Raw genomic sequence first — 16,304 nt, forward strand, 5'->3', positions numbered from 1 at the left:
GCCGGGGCCGGTGGACGTCTGCGCGTCCGCCGGCCCCGGCCGCCGTGCGGGTCGGATCGGGTCAGGCCAGGAGCTTGTCCTTGGCCTTCTGGTACTCCTCCTCGGAGATGGCGCCCTTCTCCTTCAGGTCCGCCAGTCTCGCCAGGTCGTCGACGTGGCTGCCGCTGCCCCCGGGTGCGCCGGTTCCGGCCGCGTCCCGGATGTAGGCCTTGACGGCGGCCTCGCTCTGCCGGACCTGGGCGGCGTCCCGCTCGCTCATCGACTTCCCGCGGGCGATCACGTAGGCCAGCACACCGATCAGCGGCAGCACGATCACCAGGAGCAGCCAGCCGGCTTTGGCCCAGCCGCCCAGGTCGTGGCTGCGGAAGATGTCCGTGATGATCTTGAACAGCAGGAAGAACCAGAGGATCCAGAGGAACAGCTCCAGCATCGTCCAGAAGATGTTGAGCACCGGGTAGTCCACGGCCAGCATGTTGGTGTCCATGGCCGAGTCATATCACCGCAAAACGGACAATGCTCTCTGTTGTTCGGCCGTTCCAGTGGTCTTCCGGCCCGGCGGGAATATCTCGGAGAGGGGGCTCGGAGGGGCGGGGGATCAGCCCCGCCCGGCCCGCCGCCGCAGCTCCACGGCCAGCCCGATCAGCTCGCCCCACCAGGCGTCGTGCCCGGCCAGCAGCAGCCGCTGCGCCTCGCCCGCCGGCACCGCCCGTACCTCGACCACCTGCTCGCCGTCCGCCGGGTTGGTCGGCGCCGAGTCCACCGCGACCTCCGCCCAGCCCCACAGCCACGCCTTCTCCGGGTGCGGCTGCCACGGCCGGTACGGCGTCGGGTCCTCGGTGCGGCAGCGGTGCGCGCCGAGCCAGTCCGGCTCGCCGAGCAGCCGGGCGCCGGCCTCCTCGCGCAGCTCGCGCGCCAGGCAGGTGGCGATGCTCTCGTCCTGCTCCCGGGTGCCGCCGGGCAGGAACCAGTGGTCCCGGTCGTCCCGGCAGAGGACCACCTTGTCGTCCGTGAAGCCCACCAGGTGGATGTTGGTCACCAGCTCGTCCGGCGGCAGCACGGTGGAGAACAGCGCGTCGTACCGGCCCCAGGTCCAGTACTGCGGGGCGTGCAACGCGGGGAAGAGGGTGGCGAGTTCGGCGGATCTGTCGTCGGTGTCCGCCTGGTGCGTGGTGTCGGTCATTCGGTGATCGTAGTGCCGGCCGGGAAACGCCGGGGGGCGCTCGGATGGACGAGTGTGATGTCCGAGGTGGAGATGGCTCGCGGCCGTCGGCGGGCGGCCTCGACCGGCTCGCCGACCCAACTCCCCAGCGAGATCTCGGCGGTGATGCCCGGCCCGAAACCGGCGATCAGGCCGGTGGTGCCGTCGGCCACGCCGCCGTCGGCGAACAGCCGGGCGAGCGCGTCGAAGACGACGGCGCTGGCGATGTTGCCGCGCTCGGTCAGCGTCGCGCGGCTGTACCGGAAGGTGGCCGGCTCCAGGTTGAGGAAGTGGCAGAGGTCGTCGAGGATGCGCGGGCCGCCGGCGTGCACGATGTAGAAGCCCAACCCGGAGACGTCCCAACCGTGTTCGACGGCCAGGCCGCGCAGCGCCGGGGCGAGCATCTCCATGGTGCCGGGCACCCGCTTGTCCAGCTGGAAGTGGAAGCCGGTGTCCTTGACCCCGTAGGAGATCCAGTTCTCGGTGTCCGGGACGAGGTGCGAGCCGTTGCGCTCGACGTGCACGCCGGTGCCGCCGTGTCCGCGCATCACCACGGCGGCGACGGCGTCCCCGAACAGGCCGTTGGAGAGCAGCGAGCCGACGCCGAGGTCGGTCGGCTGGTAGCAGAGCGAGCAGAACTCGCAGGACACGATCAGCACGTTGGCGCCCGGGTAGGCGCGGCAGAAGTCGTGCGCGCGGTTGACGGCGGCGCCGCCGGCCGCGCAGCCGAGCTGGGCGATCGGCATCTGGCGGGTGTCGGAGCGGAAGCCCAGGGCGTTGATCAGCCAGGCGGTCAGCGACGGCATCATGAAGCCGGTGCAGGACACGTAGATGATCAGGTCGATGTCCCGGGCGCCCAACTCGGCGTGCCCCAGGGCCCGTTCGACCACCTCGGGGACGCGGAGCTTGGCCTCCCGCTCGTAGACCGCGTTGCGGGCGGTGAAGCCCGGGTGGGTGAGGGTCTGCTCGATCGGCTGGACCAGGTGCCTGGTCCGCACCCCGGTGTTCTCGATCAGCCGCAGGGCGAGGGCGAGTTGCGGGTGGCCGGCGTGCAGGCTGCGGGCCAGATCGAGGGTCTGGTCGAGGGTGATGACGTTCTCGGGTACGGCGATGGCCGGGCGGCAGAGTGTTGCCATGGTGCGGGTCTCCCCTGGGTGGCCTGGCCGGGCGGGCTGGCGAGCGGCCCGGGCAGGCGGCCTACGGATGCGTCGGACGGGCGCCGCGCGGGTGCTCCGTGGCGGAGCCGGTGGCGCGGGGAGGAGGTCACCAGGCGAGCGGCAGGGTGCGGGGGTAGCGCCAGATCGACCCGGTGTGCCAGTCGAGTTCGGACGGCGGGACGGCGAGCCGCAGGCCGGGGAAGCGCCGCAGCAGGGTGCCGATGGCGACCTGGAGTTCCATCCGGGCCAGGTGCGCGCCGAGGCAGTGGTGCTGGCCGTGGCCGAAGGCCATGTGGGTGGGGGCGCCGCGGTCGAGGTCGAGTTCGTCGGGGCGCTCGTACATCGCCGGGTCGCGGTTGGCGGCGAGGTAGGAGACGTGGACGGCCTCGCCGGCGCGGATCAGCACGCCGCCCAGCTCGACGTCCTCGGTGGCGACCCGGGCGATGCCGACGCCCTGGCGGAACGGGATGAAGCGCAGCAGCTCCTCCAGCCCGCGCGGCAGCAGGTCGGGCTGGGCGCGCAGCTTGGCGAGCTGTTCGGGGTGGGTGAGCAGGGTGTAGGTGATGTTGCTGAGCTGGTAGGTGCTGGTGTCGTGGCCGGTGACCAGCAGGACCATCGCCATGACGGCCAGCTCCTGGTCGTCCAGCAGTTCGTCGCCGTCGCGGGCGGTGGCGAGGGCGCTGATCAGGTCCTCGCCGGGGTGGGCGCGGCGGGCGGCGGTCAGTTCGGTGAAGTAGCCGCGCAGCGCGGCCTTGGCGGTTTCCTGGCCGGCCCGGCTGCCGGGGCCCATCGTCATCATGGCGACGGCGTGGCCGCGCAGTTCGGAGCGGTCCTGCTCGGGGATGTCCAGCAGTTCGCAGATGGTGGTGAGCGGGAGCCGGCTGGAGAGGAAGTGCACCAGGTCGGCGGGGGAGCCGTGTTCGGCCATCTCGTCGAGGTAGCCGTCGACGATCCGCTGGGTGGCCGGGCGCATCCGCTCGACCTGGCGGTTGGTGAAGCCCTGGGCGACGAGGCGGCGCAGCCGGTTGTGGCCCGGCGGGTCCATCAGGTTGATCGCCTCGGCCTGGGCGATCGGGGCGGGCGTCATCCGGGGCAGGTCGCGCCCGATGCCGGCGGCGCGGCTGAACCGCCGGTCGGTGGTGACGATCCGGACGTCCTCGTAGCGGGTGGCGAGCCAGGCCTCGCCCTCGCCGTGCGGCAGCCGGATCCTGGCGATCGGGGCCTCGGTGAGCAGCCGCTTGAGGAGCGGGTCGAACTCCAGGCCGTCGGTGTGGTTGAAGGGGCAGTCCCACACGGGGGCGGAGGTAGTCACGGGCCTGTCCAAATGTCTTGAAAATGCCGCCCGAACGGTCATTTCTCGTTCGGGCGCGGACAGAGAGATGTTCCCCCATGAAATGGCAAAAATGTGAATCGGACCGGGAGTTACCTCTAACGAGTTAGCTAGATGATTGTCATGCGAATCAATGGAGTTGACTGAACATCAGTTGACACTGCCCCCTGGTGAGACCAGCCCGGTCTCGTACGCGAGGACGACCGCCTGGGCCCGGTCGCGCAGGTCGAGCTTGGCGAAGATCCGGGCGACGTGCGTCTTCACCGTCGACTCGCTGAGCGTCAGTTCCACCGCCAACTCGGCGTTGGACAGCCCGCGTCCGAGCAGCGCCAGCACCTCCGCCTCGCGCGGGGTGAGCGGGGCGAGGTTGCGGTGCAGCGGCGGGCCGTCGGCGCCGGGGGCGGGGCGCGGGGCGCCGGCCGCGAAGCGTTCGACCAGCCGCCGGGTGATCGAGGGGGCGAGCAGGGCGTCCCCGGTGTCCACCAGGCGCACGGCGGCGGCGAGATGGGCGGAGGTGACGTCCTTGAGCAGGAAGCCGCTGGCCCCGGCGGCGAGGGCGGCGTAGACGTAGTGGTCGAGGTCGAAGGTGGTCAGCATGATCACCCGGCAGCCGGGCGCCCGGGCGAGGATCCGGCGGGCGGCCTCCAGGCCGTCCATGCCGGGCATCCGGATGTCCAGCAGCGCCACGTCGGGCCGGTGCGCGACGGCGGCCGCCACCGCCTCGGCGCCGTCGGCGGCCTCGGCGACCACGTCGATGCCGCGCGCGGTGAGGATCATCCGGAAGCCGGTGCGGACGAGCTCCTGGTCGTCGGCGATCACCACCCGGGGGCGGCGCTCCCGCTCCGGCTGCTGCTCCGGCCCCCGCTGCACCTCGGCCCCGGTCACGGCCGGTCCAGCGGGATGCGGGCGCGGACCCGGTAGCCGCCGCCGAGCCGGCGCCGGGCGTCGAGGTCGCCGCCGTACACGGCGACGCGCTCGCGCAGGCCGAGCAGCCCGCGCCCGGCGCCGTCGGCCGGCCGGGCGGGTTGCGCGGGCACGGCGTCGGCTGGCCGCGCGGGCGCGGCGTGGGCGCCCGCCAGCACGCTCGGCCCGCTGTTGAGCACTTCCACCCGCAGGTAGTGGTCCGCGTAGCGCACCGTCACCTCGGCCGTCACCCCGTCCCCGTGTTTGAGCGCGTTGGTCAGCGCCTCCTGGATGATCCGGTACGCCGTCACGTCGACGCCGCCGGGCAGCGGTCTCGGCTCGCCCGAGATCCGCACCTCCACCGGCAGCCCGGCGAAGGCGAACCGGTCGATCAGCGGCCCGAGCCGGCTCAGGCTGGGCTGCGGCGCGAAACCGTCCGCCGCCTCCTCCTCGGTGCCGTCGGCGGCGGGGGCGAGCAGCCCGAGCAGGTGCCGCAGCTCGGTCATCGCGTCGCGCCCGGCGGCCTCGACGGCGCCCATCGCCGCCGCCGCCTCCGCGGGCATGGTGGCGATCACCTCGCGCGCGGCCCCGGCCTGGACCACCATCAGACTCACGTTGTGGCTGACGATGTCGTGCAACTCGGCCGCGATGCGTGCCCGTTCGGTGTCCACGGCGGTACGGGCGGCGCTCTCCCGCTCCCGTTCCAGCAGCCAGCCGCGCTCGCCGATGGCCGCCCGGTGCAGCCGCCGCGCCCGGGCGAGCGCGACGCCCAGCCAGCCGGCCCCCGCGACCGCCGTACCCGCCACCGCCGCACTCGCCACCGCTACGGCGGCCCAGTTCGTCCCCGTTCCCCACACACCGCCAGTTTCCCAGCCCACGCCATGATCGACATCATCCGGGGGTGCCGCCCGCGTACATCCCGGGTACTACGGCCGCCCCGGCTACACCCCGGGTGGGACGCCGGGCCCGGGGGCCCGCGCCTACCGTCGTCCACCATGAGCAACGACCACGACGGGACCACCCCGCCGAACGACCACGACGGGACCACCCCGCCGGACGACGCGCAGGCCGTCGTCGAGCTGTCCGGGGTCCACAAGGAGTTCGGCGACGCCAAGGCGCTCGACGGCGTCGACCTGCGGATCCGGGCGGGCGAGGCGGTCGCCGTGATGGGCCCCTCCGGGTGCGGCAAGTCCACCCTGCTGAACATGGTCGCCGGGCTGGACCGGCCGACCTCCGGCACCGTCCGGGTGCACGGCCAGGACCTCGGGCAGCTGAACGAGACCGGGCTGGCCCTGTTCCGCCGCCGCCACATCGGCATGATCTTCCAGTTCTTCAACCTGATCGACGACCTGCCCGCCCTCGACAACGTCGCCCTGGCCGCCCAGCTGACCGGCACCACGGCCCGCCAGGCGCGCCGCCGCGCCCTGGAACTGCTGGACGAACTCGGCGTCGCGCACCGCAAGGACACCTACCCGGCCGCGCTCAGCGGCGGCGAGCGCCAGCGGGTCGCGGTGGCCCGGGCCCTGATGAACCGCCCGGCGCTGCTGCTCGCGGACGAGCCGACCGGCGCGCTGGACAGCCGCTCCGGCGAGCAGGTGATGGACCTGCTGATCGACCTCAACCAGATCGGCCAGACCCTGCTGATCGTCACCCACGACCCCAACCTGGCCACCCGCTGCGCCAGCCGCCTGGTCGAGGTCGCGGACGGCAAGGTGGCGCGCGAGCGGGCCCTGGAGGCGTCCGCATGACCGGCGCCGTGTGGCGGGCCTCCCGGGCGGCCGTGAAGCGCCGCCGGGTGCAGACCTTCGTGATCGGCCTGGTCGTCTTCTGCTCCACCACGACCGTGCTGCTCGCCCTCGCGGTGATCAGCGCCGCCCGGGCGCCCTTCGATGATGCCTTCGCCGCCGAGCGCGGCGCCCACGTCGTCACCGCCTTCGACCCGGCCAGGGCCTCGGCGGAGCAGCTGGCCGCCACCGCCCACCGGCCGGGCGTGGAGGCGGCCGCCGGGCCGTTCGACCAGGCCGTGGTGGAGATCCCCACCGACTGGGTCGGCCGCCCGCCGGGCCCGCTGACCCTGGTCGGCCGGGCCGACCCGGCCGGGCCGGTGGACCGGGTGCAGATGCTGGGCGGCCGCTGGGCCACGGCGCCCGGCGAGGTGGTCATCCAGCAACCGGGCGGCGGCGCCGCGACGAAGCTCCTCGGCACGTCGCTCACCACCGCCACCGGGCTGAAGCTCACCATCGTCGGCTTCGCCGGCAGCATGAGCCAGTCCGCCGGCGGCTGGGTCGTCCCCGAGCAGGCGGCCGCCCTGCACCCCACCGGCCGTCAGATGCTCTACCGCTTCGCCGACGCGGACACCGAACAGCAGCTGACCGCCTCCCTGGGCACGGCCACCGAGGGCCTGCCCGGGGGCGCGCTCGCCAGCGCGCAGTCGTACCTGGTGCTCAAGCAGGCCTTCTCCGCCGGCGCCGACGCCTACCTGCCGCTGATGACGGTCTTCGGCGTGCTCGGTCTGGTCGTCGCCGCGCTGATCGTCGGCAACGTGGTGAGCGGCGCGGTGGTCTCCGGCTACCGGCACATCGGCGTGCTGAAGTCGATCGGCTTCACCCCGCGCCAGGTGGTCACGGTCTACCTGACCATGGTCTCGGTGCCCGCGGTCGTCGGCACGGTCCTCGGGACGGCGGCCGGCTGGACGGGGGCGTACCCGATCCTGGAGACCGCCTTCAGCGGCATCTCGACCGGCACCGCCGTGATCGAGCCGGCCGGCTGGCTGCCCGCCGCCACCCTGGTCGGCGTCCCGCTGCTGGTCGTCGCCGCCGCGTTCGTCCCGGCCTCGCGCGCCCACCGGCTCTCCGCCGCCCAGGCGATCTCGGCCGGCAGCGCGCCGCGCACCGGGCGCGGGCTGAAGGTCCAGCGCCGGCTGAGCGGCACCCGGCTGCCGCGCGCCGTCAGCCTCGGCCTCGGCCAGCCCTTCGCCCGCCCGGGCCGGACGGCGCTGACCATGGCGGCGATCGTGCTCGGCGTGGTCACCGTGACGGTCACCACCGGCCTGAGCAGCACCCTGGCCAGGAGCATGGCCCCGGCCGACGACAAGACCCACGTCAACGTGCAGACCGGCCACTTCCAGAGCAACCCGACCGAGCCGCGGCTGACCCCGGCCCAGACCGAGGCGATGCTGCGCGCCACCCCCGGAGCCGCGCAGGTCGTCACCCGGGGGCTGGTCCGGGTGGGCGTGGTCGGCCACACCCAGCCCGTCTTCATGGACTTCTACGGCGGCGACGACATCGCCGCCACCAGGTGGCTGCGGGTGGTCAAGGGCCGCCCGGCGACCGGGCCGGACGAGGTCCAGGCCGGGCCGGCCTTCCTCGACCAGCGCGGGCTCAGGCTCGGCGACCGGATCACCCTGACCCTGGAGGGCCGACAGCTGGCCGTCACCATCGTCGGCGAGGAGATCCAGGGCAACGCGAACGCGATCACCTCCAACGACGCCACCCGGGCCGAGCTCACCCCCGACCCGCACACGGTCGAGTACGACGTGCGGCTCGCCGACGGCGCCGACACCGCGGCCTACCGGAAGGCGGTCACGGCCGCCGACCCGAGCCTGACGCCCTCGGTGGTCACCGCGAGTTCGGTGGGGCCCGTCGTCGCGATCCAGACCTTCAGCACGGTCTTCACCGTCCTGCTGTCGGTGGTCGCCTCGCTCGGCGTCTTCAACACCCTGCTGCTCACCATCCGCGAGCGCCGCCGGGACATCGGCATGCTGAAGTCCATCGGCATGACGCCCCGCCAGGTCGTCGCGATGACGGTCACCTCGGTGGCCTGGCAGGGCGCGCTCAGCGGCGTCATCGGCATCCCGCTCGGGATCGTGGTGCACCGGCTGATCGCCGAGAACGTCCGGATCCTGGCCTTCCCGGAGCACATGATCGACGTCTGGGGCGCCCCGCTGCTCGCCGGGCTCGCGCTGGCGGGCGTCGCGATCGCCGTCCTCGGCGCCCTCGTCCCGGCCCGCTCGGCGGCCCGGCTGCCGATCGCCGAGGTGCTGCACAACGAGTGAGCGCGGCCGACACGCGGGCGGCACACGGACGGTCGGACGGTTCGCCGCCCGGCCGTCCGGGTGCCGTCCGACGGGCCTTCGGCCGCATGGCTGACGCCGGGTCAGGGCCCGGCGTTCGAGCGCCTATCATCGCGCCATGGCCACCGCTGAGCTGATCCGCATCGTCTCCCGCTCCTCGCCCATGGCGCTCGCCCAGGTCGAGCGGGTCCGCGCCGAACTCGCCGCCCTGCACCCGGGCCTGCGCACCGAGGTGGTGCCGGTCACCACCTCCGGCGACCGCTGGATGGGCGACCTCGCCCGGCTCGGCGGGAAGGGCGCGTTCACCAAGGAGGTCGACGCCGCGCTGCTCGCCGGGGAGGCCGACGTCGCCGTGCACTGCCTCAAGGACGTGCCCGCCGACCGCCCGCTGCCCGCCGGCACCGTCTTCGCCGCCTACCTGCGCCGCGACGACATCCGTGACGCCCTCGTCCACCCCGGCGGCCTGACCCTCGCCGAACTGCCGCCCGGCACCCGGATCGGCACCTCCTCCGTCCGCCGGGTCGCCCAACTCGCCGCCTCCCACCCGCACCTGGTGTGCGTGCCGATCCGCGGCAACGCCAACAGCCGGCTGGCCAAGCTGGCCGCCGGAGAGGCCGACGCGCTGCTGCTCGCCGCCTCCGGGCTGGAGCGGATCGGCGAGCAGGCGCGGATCACCGAGATCCTGGACCTCGACGCGATGTGCCCGCCGATCGGCGCCGGCATCCTCGTCCTGCAGTGCCGCGAGGACGACGTCGTCACCGTCGACGCGGTCGCCGCGCTCGGCCACCGCGACACCTGGCGCGAGGCGGCGGCCGAGCGGATGTTCCTGCACGTCCTCCAGGGCCACTGCAACAGCCCGATCGCCGGCTACGCCAGGGCCGAACCGGACGGCCGGCTCTCGATGCGCGGCCGGGTCTTCAGCCCGGACGGCAAGCAGGTGCTGGACGCCCACGAGTGGGCCGGCGCACTCAGCCCCGAGGACCTCGGCACCTCCACGGCGCTGGCGCTCAAGCGGCAGGGCGCGCAGGAGCTGATCGCGGGCATCCCGCACTGATCCCCGGCATCCCGCACTGATTTCCAGCATCCCGCACCGATCCCCGCCTCTGCGACCGACCGCTACCGGAACAGCAGTTCGGCGAAGCGGTCCACCTGGTCCACCTCGGGGGACCAGCAGTACAGCATCACCTCGTCCGCGCCGATGGCCGTGAAACCGGCCACGGCGGCCCGGATCGCCTCCGGCGTGGTGAGCAGGCCCTCCTCCATCCGGTCGGCGCGGCCGCTGGACTCGTAGTACGCGCGGATGTTGCGCCGGGCCTGCTCGACCGTCTCCGCCGGGCCGAGGACGGCGTTCGCCTGGGCGACCAGCCGGGGCCGGCCGTCCCGGCCGTGCCGCTGCCAGGAGTTCTCGACGTCCTGGAACAGCCCGGCCATCGCCTCCGGCGGCACTCCCGCGCCGAGGAAGCCGTCCCCGAACCGGCCGACCCGGTCCAGCGCGGCCGGGGCGAAGCCGCCGAACAGCACCTCGGGGCCGCCCGGCGTCGCAGGCGCGGGCCCGACCGGGCCGACCCCCTCGCTGAACGGCTCACCGGCCCAGAGGCGGCGCAGCACCGCCATCCGCTCGTCCAGGAGCCGGCCCCGGCGGCGCGGGTCGATGCCGGCGGCCAGGAAGTCGTCCTCCCGGCCGCCGACGCCGAGGCCGAGCGTGAACCGCCCGCCGGAGAGCAGGTCCAGGGTGGCGGTCTGCTTGGCGAGCAGCGCGGGGACGTGGTGCGGCGCGAGCAGCACCTCGGTCTGCAGGCGGACGCGGGACGTGGCGCCGGCCAGGGCGGCCAGCGTCACCAGCGGTTCGGGGTTGTCGAACACCACCCGGTCCGCCAGGCCGAGCGTGCTGAACGGGCCGGCGTCGGCCCGCCGGGCCCACTCGAACAGCAGGACGGGGTCCTGGAGGGGCAGACCGAGGCCGATCTTGACGGCCTGCGGGGAGGCCTGCGGGTCGGGCTGCGAGGCGGGCTGAGGGTCGGGCTGCATGGGGATCATCCTCCGGAGGGCAGGCCGCATACGGGCGCCGCCCCTCCGTGGGCCCGCGCGCGGCCCTGCTCCCCGTCCTGCGGCTCGTCGTTCCGGGGAGCGTGCTAGTCGGAGTGCGGCGACGGTTGCGCGAGGTGTTTCCCGGGTCCAACGCCGTTCCCCGCGCGTCCGTGCCTGGAATGATGCCCGGGAATCGCCGGGCAACTGGCGATTCGTCAAGATTCCCGGCGGCGTGCCGGAGGCGGACGCGGCGCCGGAGAGCTCCCACCCGACCCGGCCCTGGGGGCGGATCGACCGCTACGCCCGGTGCTCGGGCAGCCAGTGCTGCGCGTAGGCGACGGCGTCGCGGAGGCGGAAGAGGCGGGTGGTGGCGGCGCCGACCGTGGCGTGGCGGACGGCCTTCGGGTGGTCGGCCTCGAAGGCGGTGCCGAGTTCGGCGAAGTCGTCGGCGCAGATGGCCCGGTCGCGGACGGTGAGCCGTTGGCGGCCCTCGGGGGTGAGGGTGGCGAAGGAGATGTCCTCGCTCGGGCCCGGGACGCGGTATTCGGCGAGGTGGAAGGAGGTGCAGGAGCCGAAGTCGACGCCCAGCAGCAGGACCTGGGCGTCGCGGTCCTCCAGCCGGGCGAGCGGGCTGGACTCGCCCAGCAGGCAGTCGAGGGCGTGTCCGTCGGTGGTCTCGGCGGCGCCCGGGCCGAGGGCGGCGAAGGAGGTCTGCGGGTGGGCGCTGCGCCGGGCGCCGGGCCAGGTCCGGACGGTTTCGGGGATGGCGCCCATGCCCAGGGTGGGGCTCACCTGCGGGTCGTACGCGGGCCAGGACGCCCGGATGTCGGGCCACCAGGCCTCCGGCACCGGCGGGTTGGACCAGCCGGCGGGGTCGGAGTTGTCCCCGGTGTGGGTGGGGACGGCGAGGGTGCCGGTCGGTCCGAGGGCGTCGAGCAGGGCCTGGACGACGGTGACCGGCCCGCCGGAGACCCAGCCGAGGGAGCGCAGCGAGGAGTGCACGAGCAGCGTGCCGCCGGGTTCGACCCCGGCGGCACGCAGGTCGGCGGCGAGGGACTGGCGGGTGCAGAGGGGGCCGTTGACGCGCATCGGGCCAGCTTGCGGGTTGGTGGGCCGGGTGCGCCAGCGGGTTTATCTCCCTCGCCTGGACACCGCCCGCGTGCCGTCTCTGACGCGTCGCCAAATTGGTCTCGACCATTTGGTCTTGACCATTGCTTTGGGTTCGGGGGCGGAGGAGGATCACCGCGAAGCACCGGGCGGCGGACTCCGGCGCTCCTCGGTGCCCGCCAGTGCCCGTCAGTGCCCGTCCGGGAGGAGCGGGAAGAGGCGGGCCACGGCGGCGACCGGGCGGGCGCCGGCAGGACGGCCGGCGGGGTCGGTCTCGCGGTCGCGGTAGCGGGTCAGCACCTGGCGGACGGCCTCGCCGACGGCGGCCAGTTCGGCTGGGGTCAGGTAGAGGACGGTGCTGAACGCCTCGTCCTGCCGCCAGTCCGCCGGGGCCGCGTCGCGGTGGGCGAGCCAGCGCTGGTAGCTCTCGTCCTCCAGGCCGCGCGCGAGTTCCCCGAACTCGTCGGCTGCGGCGGGCTGGTGGGGTTGGTGTGGTTGCTGCGGGAGCCGCCAGGGGCGGGCGCGGCCGTCGGTGGCGGGGGCCTCCTCGATGAGGCCGTGACGGGCCAGCTGCCGTAGGTGGAAGGAGCACAGGCCGGAGCTGTACCCGGTGGCGGCGGCGGCCTCGGTGGAGGTGAGGGCGGCCTTCTCGGCGAGGAGGCCGAGGATCGCGGTGCGTACGGGGTGTTGGGGGAGGGCGCCGGTGGCGGGGGGCGCGGTGAGGTCTTCGGTGTCGTCGGCATCTTTGGCGTCTTTTGCGTCTTCGGTCACTTTGCAAAGTCTGCTACTTTGCAAAGTCGATGACAAGCCGTCATCCTTGCCGTCGTGTCGACGGTGTCGACGAGGGAGCGCCGATGTCCGAACTGCGTGAACGCCCGACCGTCCTGCGGATCACCGAGGTGGGGGAGGACATCCTCCGCCGCACCTGCCGCCCGGCGACCGGGGAGGACTACGGCAGCGAGCGGCTGGCCCGCCTCATCGAGGACATGTTCGCCACCATGCAGGTCGCCGACGGCTGCGGGCTCGCGGCCAACCAGGCGGACGTGGACCTGAGCCTCTTCGTCTACGACTGCCGCGACGACCAGGGCGTCCGGCACGTCGGCCACGTGCTCAACCCGGTCGTCGAGCCCCGCGAGCCAGGCCGCCGGCTGATCGAGGACACCGAAGGCTGCCTCTCCGTCCCCGGCGCCAGCACCGGACTCGCCCGCCCGGCCGAGGTGGTGGTGCACGGCTTCGACCAGTACGGCGCCGCCGTCACCATCGAGGGGACCGGCTACTTCGCCCGCTGCCTCCAGCACGAGACCGACCACCTGAACGGGCAGTTGTACATCGACCGGCTGTCCGGCCGGGACCGCAAGCGCGTCCTGCGCCAGACCGCCGACCGCCGGGAGGACGTCTTCGCCCAGCGGGCCCAGCGGGCCGCCCGGGCGGCCCGGTCGTCTTCCCGCTGACCGCGCCCGACCAGAGCCCTGGGCGCGCGCCGGTCCGGGGGTGGCGCACCTGGACAGCCGGGGACTGTCGGCATTCGGCGTAGACGTGTCGGGTGAGATGGCCGCGTTCCTTTGCGGCCCCCATCCCACCCGACCGCAGCCGCCCCTGCGGGGCTGTCGGCGCGAACTGGCGTTCGGTAACATGAACTCGCCGACGCCCGTGGCTCCGAAGGGACGAGTGACTGTCGAGTGCCTACCGCGACCGCAAGCAGCCTGGCCTTCGACGTCGTCGACATCGACGTGGACGCCGATCTCGCGCTGGACGCCGACACCGCCGCGGACCGGCCCTTCCGCCAGGTCGGCCGGACGGACTTCGACCTGGCCAGCCCGATCCTGACCGAGCCCGCGCCGCAGATCACCCAGATGGACTTCGAGGTGGAGGCCCCGGGCCTGATGGATCCCCCGCCGCAGGTCGTCCAGCTGGACTTCGCCGTCGATGTCGCCTGACGCCGCCGACACCGACTGACGCCGCCCGATGGACCCGAACCGCCCGTACGGCCGCCCCTTCGACCGCTTCCCGACCCGCCGCCAGCACGAGGACCGCTGGGCGGAGCTGGCCCGGGCCATCGCCGCCAGCCCCGGGCCGCGCCGCCCCGAGCGGGACGGCGAGACGGCCGAACCGGCCACGCCCAGGGGCGAGTTGACCGTGCTCGGCTCCGGCATCGAGGCGGCCGGGTTCACCCGCGCCGACGAGCGGCTGCTCCGCGAGGCGGACCACGTCTTCCACTGCGTCGCCGACCCGGTGACGGTGGTGCGGATCAAGGCCTGGCGGCCCGACTCCTACGACCTCGGCGTCCTCTACGACGACGCCAAGGACCGCTATCTGACGTACGTGCAGATGTCCGAGGCGATCCTGCACTTCGTCCGGGCCGGGCGGCGGGTGGCGGCGGTCTTCTACGGCCACCCGGGCGTGTTCGTCCTCTCCAGCCACCGCGCCGTCCGGATCGCCCGCCGAGAGGGCCATGCGGCCGTGATGCGTCCGGGGATCAGCGCGCTGGACGTCCTGTGCGCCGACCTCGGCGTGGATCCGAGCAGCCCCGGCATGCAGACCTTCGAGGCCTCGGACCTGCTGATCCGCGGCCGGCGGATCGACCCGGGCCTGCACCTGGTGCTCTGGCAGGTCGGGCTGGTCGGCGAACTCGGCTACCAGCGAACCGGGTTCTTCAACCACCGGCTGCCCGTCCTGGTCGACCGGCTGGAGGAGGTCTACGGCCCGGACCACCCCGTGGTCAACTACATCGGCGCCCGCTACCGGGGCACCGCCCCCGTCACCGACCGGCACACCGTCGCCGGGCTCCGGGACCGGGCCGTGCAGCGGACCGTCACCAGCGCCTCCACCTGGTACCTCCCGCCGGCCGTTGCCGCCCCGGCCGATCCGCGGATGCTCGAACGGCTGGGCCTGATCCGGCCCGGCCAGACCGTGCGGCCGCCCACCGGCCCGGTCCGGAACATCGACGAGTACGGGCCGCGCGAACTCGCCGCCCTCGACGGCTTCACGGACTTCCACGTCCCCGGCGGCTACCACTGGCAGGAGGACACGCCCGCCGCCCGCTTCGTCCTCGCCCTGGGGGAGGACGGCGCCCTGCGCGAACGCTTCGTCCGGGAGCCCGAGGCGGCGGTGGCGTCCTGGGCGCCGCCGGACCTCGCCGACGCCGAACGCGCCCTGCTGGCCCGCCGTGAGGACGCGGCCATGCAGGCCGCCGCCAAGGGCCGCTACCGGCGGCCGACCCCGGAGGCGGCGCGGCGGCTGCGCACCCTGCTCACCCGCAAGTCCGAGGCGCGCGCGCTGCTCCGGTCGGTGCGCGACGGCGGGCCCGGGGGCGGCGGGCTCGGGGTCGACGGGAGCAGCATCCGGCGCGACCTGGACACCGTCCTCGCCGAGGCCCTGTACCCGTGGACGGGCCTGTACGGCACGCCGGACGGCGACCTCGACGTCTACGTCCTGGGCCGCGCCACCGACCCGCCCCGGCACCGGATCCACGTCAACGGCCGGCGGATCACCGCCCCGCGCCACGACCACGGTGTGCTGCGCTGGCGGGTCGAGGACGGCAACGACTGCGGCGGCGAACTGCGCACCGAGGTCGGCCGGGACGGGCGGCGCCGGCTGGTCGGCGCGGTGTGGCCCGCCGGGCGGGTGGCGGCGGCGGAGTTCTCGGTGCAACTCGCCGAGTACGCCCTGCCCGACGTGCCGCCGCTCGCCGACCTGGTCGGCGACTACCGGGCGGCGGACGAGGCCGGGCGCGAACTGGTCGTCTCCGTCGGGCCGGGCGAGGACGGCCCGGCGCTGCGGGTCCGTGTCACGGTCGGCGGCGTGCCCGCGGCGGCCGCCGTCGTGGTCGGCCCGGCGGGCTTCGAGGTGGACGGCGTCGCCGTCCCCTACGCCCAGGCCGTGGCGGCATCGACCGTGCCGCCGTATCTGTACGGCTGCTACCGGGTGCAGCTGCCGGGCGGCCGCGGCGCGGAGCTGAGGGTGGCCGAGGACGGCATCACCCTCGACGAACAGCCTCTCCTCCATGCGGAGTTCACCGGCAGACGCCTCACCTGGCGCGACGGCCCCGCACCGCTGCCGTCCGCCGAACTGACCCTGCTGCTCGACCCGATCACCCTGCACCCGATGCTCACCGGCACCGGCACCGGCACCGGCACCGGCCGCGCGCCCGACGGCCCACCGCTGCCGGTGGTCGGCATGGTGCCGGTCGCCGCCGAACAGGCCGAACGCCTGGCCGCCCGCCCGCAGTTCGGCCTCCCGGCCGGGCCGTGGGCGCACCTGACGGCGCTCGCCGCAGAGGCGAGCCACGGCGGCGGCCTGTTCTGGTGGCACGGCTGGGAGCAGTCCGCCACCGCCCTGCACACGGTGCGGCGCGCACTCTGGGAGGCGGGCCTCTAGCCCCGCGCCTCCAGTCCCGGGCCGGGTGCTGCCCCGGCGGAAGATTTCAAGTCCAGTGAGACGGTCGGGATGTTAGGAGGTTTGTGGGGCGGGTTCCCTGCGCTTGCTGGGGTCGTTGATCCATGCTGTCTG

Annotated in this window: 15 protein-coding genes; 6 read left to right on the plus strand and 9 right to left on the minus strand. The window is 74.1% G+C overall.

The annotated features are described in order from the left end of the window. Positions 1 to 61: 61 nt before the first annotated feature. From ACFVX9_RS30925 to ACFVX9_RS30950, 6 genes are all read right to left on the minus strand, one after another. On the minus strand, positions 62 to 484 hold the full coding sequence (locus ACFVX9_RS30925; protein WP_380375718.1) for an SHOCT domain-containing protein: 423 nt from the start codon (positions 482 to 484) through the stop codon (positions 62 to 64). Positions 485 to 595: 111 nt separating this feature from the next. Continuing rightward, on the minus strand, positions 596 to 1,180 hold the full coding sequence (locus ACFVX9_RS30930; protein WP_380375717.1) for an NUDIX hydrolase: 585 nt from the start codon (positions 1,178 to 1,180) through the stop codon (positions 596 to 598). Beyond that, a complete protein-coding gene (locus ACFVX9_RS30935) occupies positions 1,177 to 2,334 on the minus strand; it encodes a type III polyketide synthase (protein ID WP_380375715.1) in 1,158 nt (385 codons plus the stop codon). Before ACFVX9_RS30935 ends, ACFVX9_RS30930 begins: the two co-directional genes overlap by 4 nt. Positions 2,335 to 2,461: 127 nt before the next feature. Then, positions 2,462 to 3,667: a cytochrome P450 gene (locus ACFVX9_RS30940; protein ID WP_387984683.1), complete on the minus strand. Its 1,206-nt coding sequence runs from the start codon at positions 3,665 to 3,667 to the stop codon at positions 2,462 to 2,464. 168 nt (positions 3,668 to 3,835) lie between these two features. Then, the gene (locus ACFVX9_RS30945) at positions 3,836 to 4,570 is read right to left on the minus strand and encodes a response regulator (protein ID WP_380487744.1); all 735 of its coding nucleotides are present in this window, start codon (positions 4,568 to 4,570) and stop codon (positions 3,836 to 3,838) included. Then, the gene (locus tag ACFVX9_RS30950; RefSeq protein ID WP_387984685.1) at positions 4,567 to 5,394 is read right to left on the minus strand and encodes a sensor histidine kinase; all 828 of its coding nucleotides are present in this window, start codon (positions 5,392 to 5,394) and stop codon (positions 4,567 to 4,569) included. Before ACFVX9_RS30950 ends, ACFVX9_RS30945 begins: the two co-directional genes overlap by 4 nt. Before the next feature lie 189 nt (positions 5,395 to 5,583). Between ACFVX9_RS30950 and ACFVX9_RS30955 the strand changes: the two genes are divergently transcribed. The 3 genes from ACFVX9_RS30955 (at position 5,584) to hemC (ending at position 9,714) form a co-directional block, all read left to right on the plus strand. After that, a complete protein-coding gene (locus tag ACFVX9_RS30955) occupies positions 5,584 to 6,336 on the plus strand; it encodes an ABC transporter ATP-binding protein (protein ID WP_380375709.1) in 753 nt (250 codons plus the stop codon). Beyond that, a complete protein-coding gene (locus ACFVX9_RS30960) occupies positions 6,333 to 8,642 on the plus strand; it encodes an ABC transporter permease (protein WP_380487748.1) in 2,310 nt (769 codons plus the stop codon). Before ACFVX9_RS30955 ends, ACFVX9_RS30960 begins: the two co-directional genes overlap by 4 nt. A 136-nt stretch (positions 8,643 to 8,778) precedes the next feature. Next, the gene (hemC, locus tag ACFVX9_RS30965; RefSeq protein ID WP_063347045.1) at positions 8,779 to 9,714 is read left to right on the plus strand and encodes a hydroxymethylbilane synthase; all 936 of its coding nucleotides are present in this window, start codon (positions 8,779 to 8,781) and stop codon (positions 9,712 to 9,714) included. A gap of 62 nt (positions 9,715 to 9,776) precedes the next feature. Here the strand turns inward: hemC and ACFVX9_RS30970 are convergent, their stop codons facing one another. From ACFVX9_RS30970 to ACFVX9_RS30980, 3 genes are all read right to left on the minus strand, one after another. Next, positions 9,777 to 10,688, minus strand: a complete 912-nt coding sequence (locus ACFVX9_RS30970; protein ID WP_387984687.1) for an LLM class flavin-dependent oxidoreductase — start codon at positions 10,686 to 10,688, stop codon at positions 9,777 to 9,779. Between the two features lie 297 nt (positions 10,689 to 10,985). Beyond that, a complete protein-coding gene (locus tag ACFVX9_RS30975; RefSeq protein WP_387984689.1) occupies positions 10,986 to 11,777 on the minus strand; it encodes an aminoglycoside N(3)-acetyltransferase in 792 nt (263 codons plus the stop codon). Between the two features lie 207 nt (positions 11,778 to 11,984). Beyond that, the gene (locus ACFVX9_RS30980) at positions 11,985 to 12,566 is read right to left on the minus strand and encodes a helix-turn-helix domain-containing protein (protein WP_387984691.1); all 582 of its coding nucleotides are present in this window, start codon (positions 12,564 to 12,566) and stop codon (positions 11,985 to 11,987) included. Between the two features lie 83 nt (positions 12,567 to 12,649). On the opposite strand from ACFVX9_RS30980, the gene def reads away from it, so the two are divergent. The 3 genes from def to ACFVX9_RS30995 all read left to right on the plus strand — a co-directional run bounded on the left by def (position 12,650) and on the right by ACFVX9_RS30995 (position 16,172). Continuing rightward, a complete protein-coding gene (def, locus tag ACFVX9_RS30985) occupies positions 12,650 to 13,246 on the plus strand; it encodes a peptide deformylase (protein ID WP_387984693.1) in 597 nt (198 codons plus the stop codon). A 228-nt stretch (positions 13,247 to 13,474) separates the two neighbouring features. Continuing rightward, entirely contained in the window at positions 13,475 to 13,732 is a 258-nt protein-coding gene (locus ACFVX9_RS30990) for a hypothetical protein (RefSeq protein WP_380487759.1), read from the plus strand. A gap of 28 nt (positions 13,733 to 13,760) precedes the next feature. Then, positions 13,761 to 16,172: an SAM-dependent methyltransferase gene (locus ACFVX9_RS30995; RefSeq protein ID WP_387984695.1), complete on the plus strand. Its 2,412-nt coding sequence runs from the start codon at positions 13,761 to 13,763 to the stop codon at positions 16,170 to 16,172. Positions 16,173 to 16,304 lie beyond the last annotated feature (132 nt).

The organism is Kitasatospora sp. NPDC058243 (genome assembly GCF_042882025.1).
Lineage (GTDB): Bacteria > Actinomycetota > Actinomycetes > Streptomycetales > Streptomycetaceae > Kitasatospora.